The organism is Nocardioides sp. (genome assembly GCF_031422975.1).
In the GTDB taxonomy this organism is placed as follows: domain Bacteria; phylum Actinomycetota; class Actinomycetes; order Propionibacteriales; family Nocardioidaceae; genus Nocardioides.
On the sequence record NZ_JANPEO010000374.1, the window covers coordinates 1 to 6855 of the forward strand.

Here is a 6855-nt window from a genome sequence, read left to right on the forward strand (position 1 = left end):
CCAGTTCGTGGTCCCAGCTGGTGGTCGCCGGCTGCGTGAGGTCCAGGCACGATTCGATATCGAGCTCAGACGAACGTCGGGAAGTTGGGTGCGGCGAGTGGGCCGCTGGATCGGTTCCGTGCCGCTTCGTATCCGTGCGCGATCTCGATCAGCTTGCCCTCGCTGGCGCCGGCGCCCCAGAACGACACTGCCACCGGCAGGCCGGAGGCGAGCTCGGTCGGGACCGTGACCAGTGGGTAGCCGGCGATCGCGGTTGGCCCGCTGCAAGCGCCAGCGAAGGACTCGGCGTTGACGAGGTCGATCGGATTCGCGGGCGGGTAGGACGGCGTGACCAGCGCGTCCAACGAGTGCTCGCGCAGCACCTTGTCGATACCGCCGCTCCGGGTGGCTTCGAGTCCCCTCGTGCGCGCGTCGAGATGCTCGGGACTGCCTGCACGCGGGCCGGCTAGGGCCTGCTCGAAGAGCGACTGGCCGAAGTGTGCGAGCTCTGTCGCGGCGTTGGCACGGTTGAAGTCGATGATCTCGCGCAGGGAGCGGGGCACGTCGCCGGTGCGGGTTGCGAGGTAGTCCGCGATACCCGTGCGGAACTCGGCCAGAAGCACGAGCAGCTCGTCATCGGCCAATTCATCGCCATGACCCGGTAGGTCGGTGTTATCGACGATCGTTGCGCCCTCGGCTGCGAGCAGTGCCAGCGCCCGCTCCGCGGCGGCGTCCGCGTGCGGAGAGTAGCCCCAGTACGTCGCGCGCGGCACCCCGATACGTTTGCCCGACAGCCGGCCCGGCACGGCGTGCTCGGCGTAGTCCCTGCCGTCGGCGGCGAGCACCGTCAGCAGCGCCGCCGCGTCTCGAACCGTCCTTGCCATCGGCCCTGGCGAGTCCTGGGAGTGCGAGATGGGCACCACGCCGGTGGTGGGGACGGTGCCAACGCTTGGCTTGATGCCGACACAACCGTTGAACGCCGCGGGGCAGCTGATCGATCCGTCCGTCTCGGTGCCGACCGCGTAGGGGGCGAGGCCAGCCGCAACCGCGGCGCCGCTGCCAGCGCTGGAACCTCCGGCGGACCGGTTGAGCCCGTACGGGTTGCGGGTCAGCCCGCCGTACGCGCTCCATCCAGACGTCGACGACTCGTCGCGGATGTTGGCCCATTCGGAGAGGTTCGTCTTGCCGAGGACGACCATGCCGGCGTCACGTAGGCGCTTCACGAGGGCCGCGTCCCGGCTGGGTGGCGGCGCATCGGCCAGCGCCAGCGAGCCGGCGGTGGTCCGCAGGTCATGGGTGTCGATGTTGTCCTTGATCAGCACGGCGCGACCGTGGAGAGGACCCCGAACGCCTCGCGCGGCGGCCTCGCCGTCAAGCCGCTCCGCCTGCGCACGTGCGTCCGGGTGGAGCGTGCAGATGGCATTGATCTGCGGTTCGACGACTTCGATCCGCTCAAGGAGTTGCTCGACCGCTGCGCGGGCACTGGCGGGAGCCGAAATGGACACCATGGGCTGAGTGTGCACGACTGGGTTAAACACGCAGGCGTCATAGGGACGCACGAACCTCTCCACCCGTCCGCGAGACGGGCGCCCGCTACGACGAGCGGCGCGATCCTCGCCGCTCGTCTTGCGTCGCTCGGCGTCATCGCAGCCCTTTCGCGGCTACTGGGCGCACCTTGAAGCGCCGGAATGCAGCCAGCGCGCATGGTTCGAGCCGTCCGGGGTCGCAGGACGTCTGCCTCGATCGTGGATGCGAATGCCTTCAGTCAGAGTGGAGTCGCCACGTCGATCACGCGCTTGCCCTCAGTCTGGGTCGATGTCGTCGGGCAGCCACTGCGCCCACCGGGCGACCTCACGGAAACCCAGTGCTCGGTACACCCCGTCTCCTGAAGGGCTCGAGGTGAGAACCGCCGTGTCGGCGCCGCTGCTGAGTCCGTCCAGAACCACCTTGGCTGTCAGCGCCGCGCCGTACCCCCGGCGTCGGTGGCTCTCGACACAGGCAACGTTGAAGACACCGACGAATCCGTCGGCGACGATCCCGAGCGCCGTCGCCACATCTACACCGTCCAAAGAGGCCTGATAGGCGATCACGTTCGGCCGGGACAACAGGTCGGAGCCTAGCCACGGGGTCAGCGCGTCGGCAGGTACGCCGAAACCGCGAGCCCAGACGTCGACGTGGCGCTCTATCTGGTCCGGCCGGAGCCGGCTTATCTGGGCGTCACTCGTGTTAGCGGCCGCGACGAGGTGCCGGGAATCCTCCAGGAGCATCAACGGCTCCTGTTCTTCGATGAGATGGAGGCTGTGTGCCATTTCTCGCAGGGCGCGGCTGCAGGGAACGGGCGTGTGCAACGAGAACCAGTCGGTCCTTGCCGCCAGAGCCTCCAGCAACCTCGCGACCGCGCGCGGGGCGGCAGCTGCTGTAGGGGCCGCGACCGCATTGAACCGGGCGATGTCGGTTCCGGAGTCGAATGCCGCCACAGCGTCCTCGACGCAGACCCAGCTGCCCGGGACGGCGCCGACGAACGTCGGCCACATGCGCACGCCGAGGGCCCGGGCCGCGGACGCGACAAGAGTAGGTCTTGCTTCACCGCCTGAACCGTTCTGCATGAGACGAGTATGCCGCTTGGAGCAGGCGCTCAGGCACGAGAAACTTACGCGCGAAACAGGCCAGACAATGCCCTTACGCAGACGCCGGCAGGCGGCGAATGCAGCACCCTGGCTCAGCACCGGGACCTCGGCAACCGTCCAACTACTTCACCTCCGTGCCACTAGGCTGCTGCCATGTCGATGGTCCACACCGACGCGGTGTTCTTCGAGGACGACAAGGCGTTCGAGACGTGGCTTGTCGAAAACGCGTCGACCGCCACGCACGTCTGGATTCGGATGGCCAAGAAGGGCACGGGCGTTGCGTCGATCAATTGGACGACGGCCGTGGACGTGGCGCTCTGCTTCGGCTGGATCGACGGCATCGCCCGGCGGCTCGACGACGAGTGGTACGTGCAGCGGTTCACACCGCGACGCGCGAAGAGCGTCTGGTCGAAGATCAACCGCGAGCGCATCGAGCGGCTCACCGCCGACGAGCGGATGCGCCCCACCGGCCTGGCCGAGGTGGAAAAGGCGAAGGCAGACGGCCGCTGGGACGCCGCCTACGACAGCTCGGCTACCGCAGTGGTGCCCGACGACCTTGCCGCAGCCCTGGCTGCGCGCGACCTCACCGACGTCTACGCCGCGCTGGACGGCCGCAACCGCTTCGCCTTCCTGAATCGCATCCAGACCGCGGTGCGCCCGGAGACCCGCAGCCGTCGCATCGAGCAGCTCACCGACGCCCTCGCCCAGGGCAAGACCCCGTTCCAGGCGCCGACGAAGAAGTCCGGTACCTAGGACTCGGACACCAGACTGACGCAACGTAGCCCGATGCACCCCACCAGGCGCCTGAACGTCGTAGCCCTATCGGGGCGCCGTGTCGCGGCGTAATGACGCACCGGGCAGTACCACGAGCAGGCCGCGACGAGGACTGTCACTGACCAGGCACATTCGTCCTTCTCAATTTGGTGAGCTCCCTAGTTGGCGTCGCCCCGACCTCCAGCTGCACCTCAACGGCCGACCGGCTGCGACTACAGGACATCCAAACGACGACGTCGAGCAGACGCAGGACGCTGAGCTGATCGCTGACTTGCTCGGGACGGAGGTCACCGATCAGTTTGCGGACGGCGGCGTCCTGAGGGGCGACAGCAAGCGGGCGCCAAGTATCGGCGCCGATTTGAAGTGCCGGAGCGTGGACGTCGAAGTCGGGGTACAGGCCGTGCAGCCCTTCTCGCGCGAGAGGGTGGCGGCGTACGAGCTCGTGCCCGGTGCCCGGCTGGTGATGCGCACCGCCGACGGTCCGTTTCCGGTGGCGACGACGTACACGGGGACCACGGTGCCCGAGTGCACCGTGATGAGGCTTCGCAACCGCGCGGCACCCCCAGCGGGTTCGCCAGGGTGGCCGCCCCGGTGATGCGAAAGCCGATGACCGGGGCCATGCGAAAGGACCTGGCCCTCCTCGCGGATCGTCTCAGCGAGCTGGACGGCGGGGAGACCTCCTGACCGACTCACGAGGCCGCGGGGGCCGCGCGAATCACCCGCTGACCCTGCCGGCCCCCCCGGGTGCGATGTATTAAGGGTCTGTGAAGGATGCGTCGGTGGCCACCGCTCGGTGACGATTCACGTCATCGTGGAGGGATGGCCACAGCTTTCGTGTTGTCCGGAGGCGCGAACCTGGGTGCCGCGCAGGTCGGAATGCTTACTGCTGTCGCTGAGGCGGGAGTCCACCCAGATCTTGTGGTCGGCACTTCGGTCGGAGCGCTGAACGGAGCGTGGGTGGCTGCCGAGGCCCCGCTCGAAGACCTGGGCGAGGTGTGGCGATCACTCCGGCGCAGCTCGGTGTTCCCTACGCATCCGCTTCGTGGACTGCTCGGCTTCTCCGGGCGCAGCGATCACCTGGTCAGCAACAGTGGCCTTCGGCGCATCCTGCACGATCACCTGAGGTTCGATCGACTCGAGGACGCGCCCATCCCACTGCACGTCGTGGTCACCGATGTCCTCACCGGCGCAGGGCAGGCACTCTCGTCCGGGCCGGCGGAGGACGCGATCCTCGCCAGTACGGCGATCCCGGGTGTCCTGCCTCCGGTCTCGCTCGACGATCGGGCGTACATGGATGGGGGCGTCGTCAACAACTCGCCGATATCGCACGCAATCGAGATGGGTGCCGACACGGTCTTGGTCTTCGCGACCGGCTACTCGTGCGCCTTGAAGGAGCCGCCGCGGTCCGCGCTCGGGATGGCATTGCACGCGACGACCTTGATCGTCCAACGGCGCCTGCTGCTCGACGTCGAACGATATGCAGAGGTCGTTGACCTGCGCGTCATCCCGCCGCTGTGTCCCGTAGGGGTCTCTCCGACGGACTTCAGCCAGGCCGACGACCTGATCAACCGTTCGTATGCTCTCACCGCCGACTGGCTGGCGCAGGGTCCGGTGGATCTGGCCACCATGCTCGCGCAGGCCGTGCATGCGCACGATGCGACGCCACCGGTCTGAACGTCAGGCACGCCTACATGGTCGCGGTCTGGATCACCTGGGAGCGGTATCCCTCGATGATGTCGTTGAACTCGGCGCGCTCACGCTCGGGCACCCCAAGGAACATCAGGGTGGCGGCGATCTCCATCGCCACCGCGTCGAAGCCGGCCGTGTCGATGAGCAGGCCGTCGTGAGCCGCGACCATGTCGCGGCCCAGGTAGCACTTCGGCCCGCCCGCGGCCTCGATCGACCAGGCGGTGACGAGGAACTTGTAACCGGGTCCGTTGGCGGCGTCCCCGTGATGGGCGTGCACCCCAGCGTTGGCGTTGACCAGAGCGTTGGCGAAGAGCCTGTCGACGAGCACGTCGACCGCACCCGCGATGGCATAGGCGCCGCCCAGGCGTTCGTAGAGCGATGCGTCCGTCCGGACTTGCTGGGCGGCCTCAGCGAGGTCGCCGACCTCGGTGTCGGGTTCGATGATCTGTGTCATGACCTGTTCCCTTTGGTTGTTGTCATCGCGGCGGCGGAGTGCGGCAGCGATCGGGTCTGGGGGGCGAGCTGGATGGCCAGCAGGCGAAGCTGGCGGCGCAGGTCGGCCAGCTCACGGGGGTCGAGCCCGGTGGCGCAGGCGACCTCCGCCTGAACCGCCGCCGCTGCAGCCTCGAGGTCACGGCCGTGCTGGGTCGCCGCGACCACCACCTGGCGGCGGTCTGTGCCGCGAAGCCGGCGTACCAGGCCCGCGATCTCCAGGCGCTCCACCAAGGGCGTCACTGCATGGGAGTCGAGTTCGAGGCGATGCGCGATGCGTCCGACTGTGACCGGGCCGTCCTGCCACAACGTGAGCATCAGCAGGTACTGGGGGTACGTAAGGCCGATCTCGTCGAGCAGGGGACGGTAGCGACGCGTGATCGCGTGCGTGGCGGCATAGAGCGCGAAGCAGAGCTGGTCGTCGAGGCGCAGGCCGCCGCCCTCATCAAGCCGATCCATCTCCACCGCCCATGTGATACGGCTCACACATGGAACCAATCCATCATGCGTGACACGTTTGGTCAAGCGGATGGCCAGATAATTGCGCAGCCATGCCAGCACAGCGAGCACCCGTCGGTGCTTGTCCGGCGTCGGTAGAAGGTCGAGCTTGGCCATGATCCGCGCGACGTGGCTCTGGACGGTCTTCAGGTCGATGACCAAGGCGTCCGCCACGGCCTTGTTGGACATTCCCTGCGCCATCAGCTCGAGCACCTGTCGCTCACGCGCAGAGAGCCGGGAGAGGTGGTCGGCCAGCTCGTTGCGGCCCAGCAGGTGGGACACCACCTCGGGATCCAGCACGGTGCCCCCGGGGCCACGATCGTGTGCAACGCCGTGATCAGCACCTCGACGTCGACGACACGATCCTTGAGCAGGTAGCCGAATCTCGTCGGGTGCGCCCTGACCAGGTCGGCGACGTACCTGCTCTCGAGTGGCTGCGACAGCAGCAGAATTCCCAGGTCGCCATGGCGCCCGAAGTTCGACCGCCGCCCGTGCGCCCTCGTGGGTGGACGTCGGGGGCATCCGGATGTCGATGATCGCGATGTCGGGGAGATGCCCGTCCACGGCAACGACCAGCTGCGCGGCGTCCGCGGCAGCACCGCCTCGATCGTCGCCCCGGAACCGGCAATGGCCCGGATCGTCACGGTGTCCCGGGCAGTCTCCACCCGGTCGCGCAGACCGCGGAGTCCGAACCCATCGAGGTTGATCCCGCCCTGACCGTCGTCTGTCACCGACAGCAGAAGCTCGCCATTGGCGAGGCTCGCTCCGATCAGGATCGTCGAGGCATTGCGCTGCG

At 67.8% G+C, this 6855-nt stretch carries 7 protein-coding genes and 1 pseudogene; 3 read left to right on the top strand and 5 right to left on the bottom strand.

Annotation, left to right across the window (positions count from 1 at the left end; all coding sequences use genetic code 11):
* Positions 1–65: 65 nt before the first annotated feature.
* A complete protein-coding gene (locus RMO85_RS11275; RefSeq protein WP_310528819.1) occupies positions 66–1487 on the bottom strand; it encodes an amidase family protein in 1422 nt (473 codons plus the stop codon).
* Positions 1488–1781: 294 nt separating this feature from the next.
* Entirely contained in the window at positions 1782–2585 is an 804-nt protein-coding gene (locus RMO85_RS11280) for a hypothetical protein (protein ID WP_310528820.1), read from the bottom strand.
* A gap of 174 nt (positions 2586–2759) precedes the next feature.
* Here RMO85_RS11280 and RMO85_RS11285 point away from each other — a divergent pair, with 174 nt between their 5' ends.
* The 3 genes from RMO85_RS11285 to RMO85_RS11295 all read left to right on the top strand — a co-directional run bounded on the left by RMO85_RS11285 (position 2760) and on the right by RMO85_RS11295 (position 5054).
* Entirely contained in the window at positions 2760–3359 is a 600-nt protein-coding gene (locus RMO85_RS11285; protein WP_310528821.1) for a YdeI/OmpD-associated family protein, read from the top strand.
* A 394-nt stretch (positions 3360–3753) separates the two neighbouring features.
* The gene (locus RMO85_RS11290; RefSeq protein WP_310528822.1) at positions 3754–3975 is read left to right on the top strand and encodes a hypothetical protein; all 222 of its coding nucleotides are present in this window, start codon (positions 3754–3756) and stop codon (positions 3973–3975) included.
* A gap of 224 nt (positions 3976–4199) precedes the next feature.
* Positions 4200–5054 (top strand): patatin-like phospholipase family protein, encoded by an 855-nt coding sequence (locus RMO85_RS11295; protein WP_310528823.1) that lies wholly within the window; start codon positions 4200–4202, stop codon positions 5052–5054.
* 13 nt (positions 5055–5067) lie between these two features.
* Here RMO85_RS11295 and RMO85_RS11300 read toward each other — a convergent pair whose 3' ends face one another.
* The 3 genes and pseudogenes from RMO85_RS11300 to RMO85_RS11310 form a co-directional block, all read right to left on the bottom strand.
* Positions 5068–5523 carry a group 1 truncated hemoglobin gene (locus RMO85_RS11300; protein WP_310528824.1) on the bottom strand — a complete coding sequence of 152 codons (456 nt, stop codon included), beginning with the start codon at positions 5521–5523 and terminating at the stop codon, positions 5068–5070.
* Positions 5520–6344 (bottom strand): LuxR C-terminal-related transcriptional regulator, encoded by an 825-nt coding sequence (locus RMO85_RS11305; protein ID WP_310528825.1) that lies wholly within the window; start codon positions 6342–6344, stop codon positions 5520–5522. Before RMO85_RS11305 ends, RMO85_RS11300 begins: the two co-directional genes overlap by 4 nt.
* Positions 6260–6855, bottom strand: a pseudogene (locus RMO85_RS11310) (hypothetical protein); the annotation flags it as partial. The pseudogene RMO85_RS11310 and the gene RMO85_RS11305, both read right to left, overlap by 85 nt.

What these genes read in the sequence shown, in the direction of transcription:
- RMO85_RS11275 (WP_310528819.1), bottom strand. Translation starts at nt 1,487, where the DNA reads ATGGTGTCCATTTCGGCTCCCGCCAGTGCCCGCGCAGCGGTCGAGCAA.
- RMO85_RS11295 (WP_310528823.1), top strand. Translation starts at nt 4,200, where the DNA reads ATGGCCACAGCTTTCGTGTTGTCCGGAGGCGCGAACCTGGGTGCCGCG.
- RMO85_RS11280 (WP_310528820.1), bottom strand. Translation starts at nt 2,585, where the DNA reads ATGCAGAACGGTTCAGGCGGTGAAGCAAGACCTACTCTTGTCGCGTCC.
- RMO85_RS11300 (WP_310528824.1), bottom strand. Translation starts at nt 5,523, where the DNA reads ATGACACAGATCATCGAACCCGACACCGAGGTCGGCGACCTCGCTGAG.
- RMO85_RS11285 (WP_310528821.1), top strand. Translation starts at nt 2,760, where the DNA reads ATGTCGATGGTCCACACCGACGCGGTGTTCTTCGAGGACGACAAGGCG.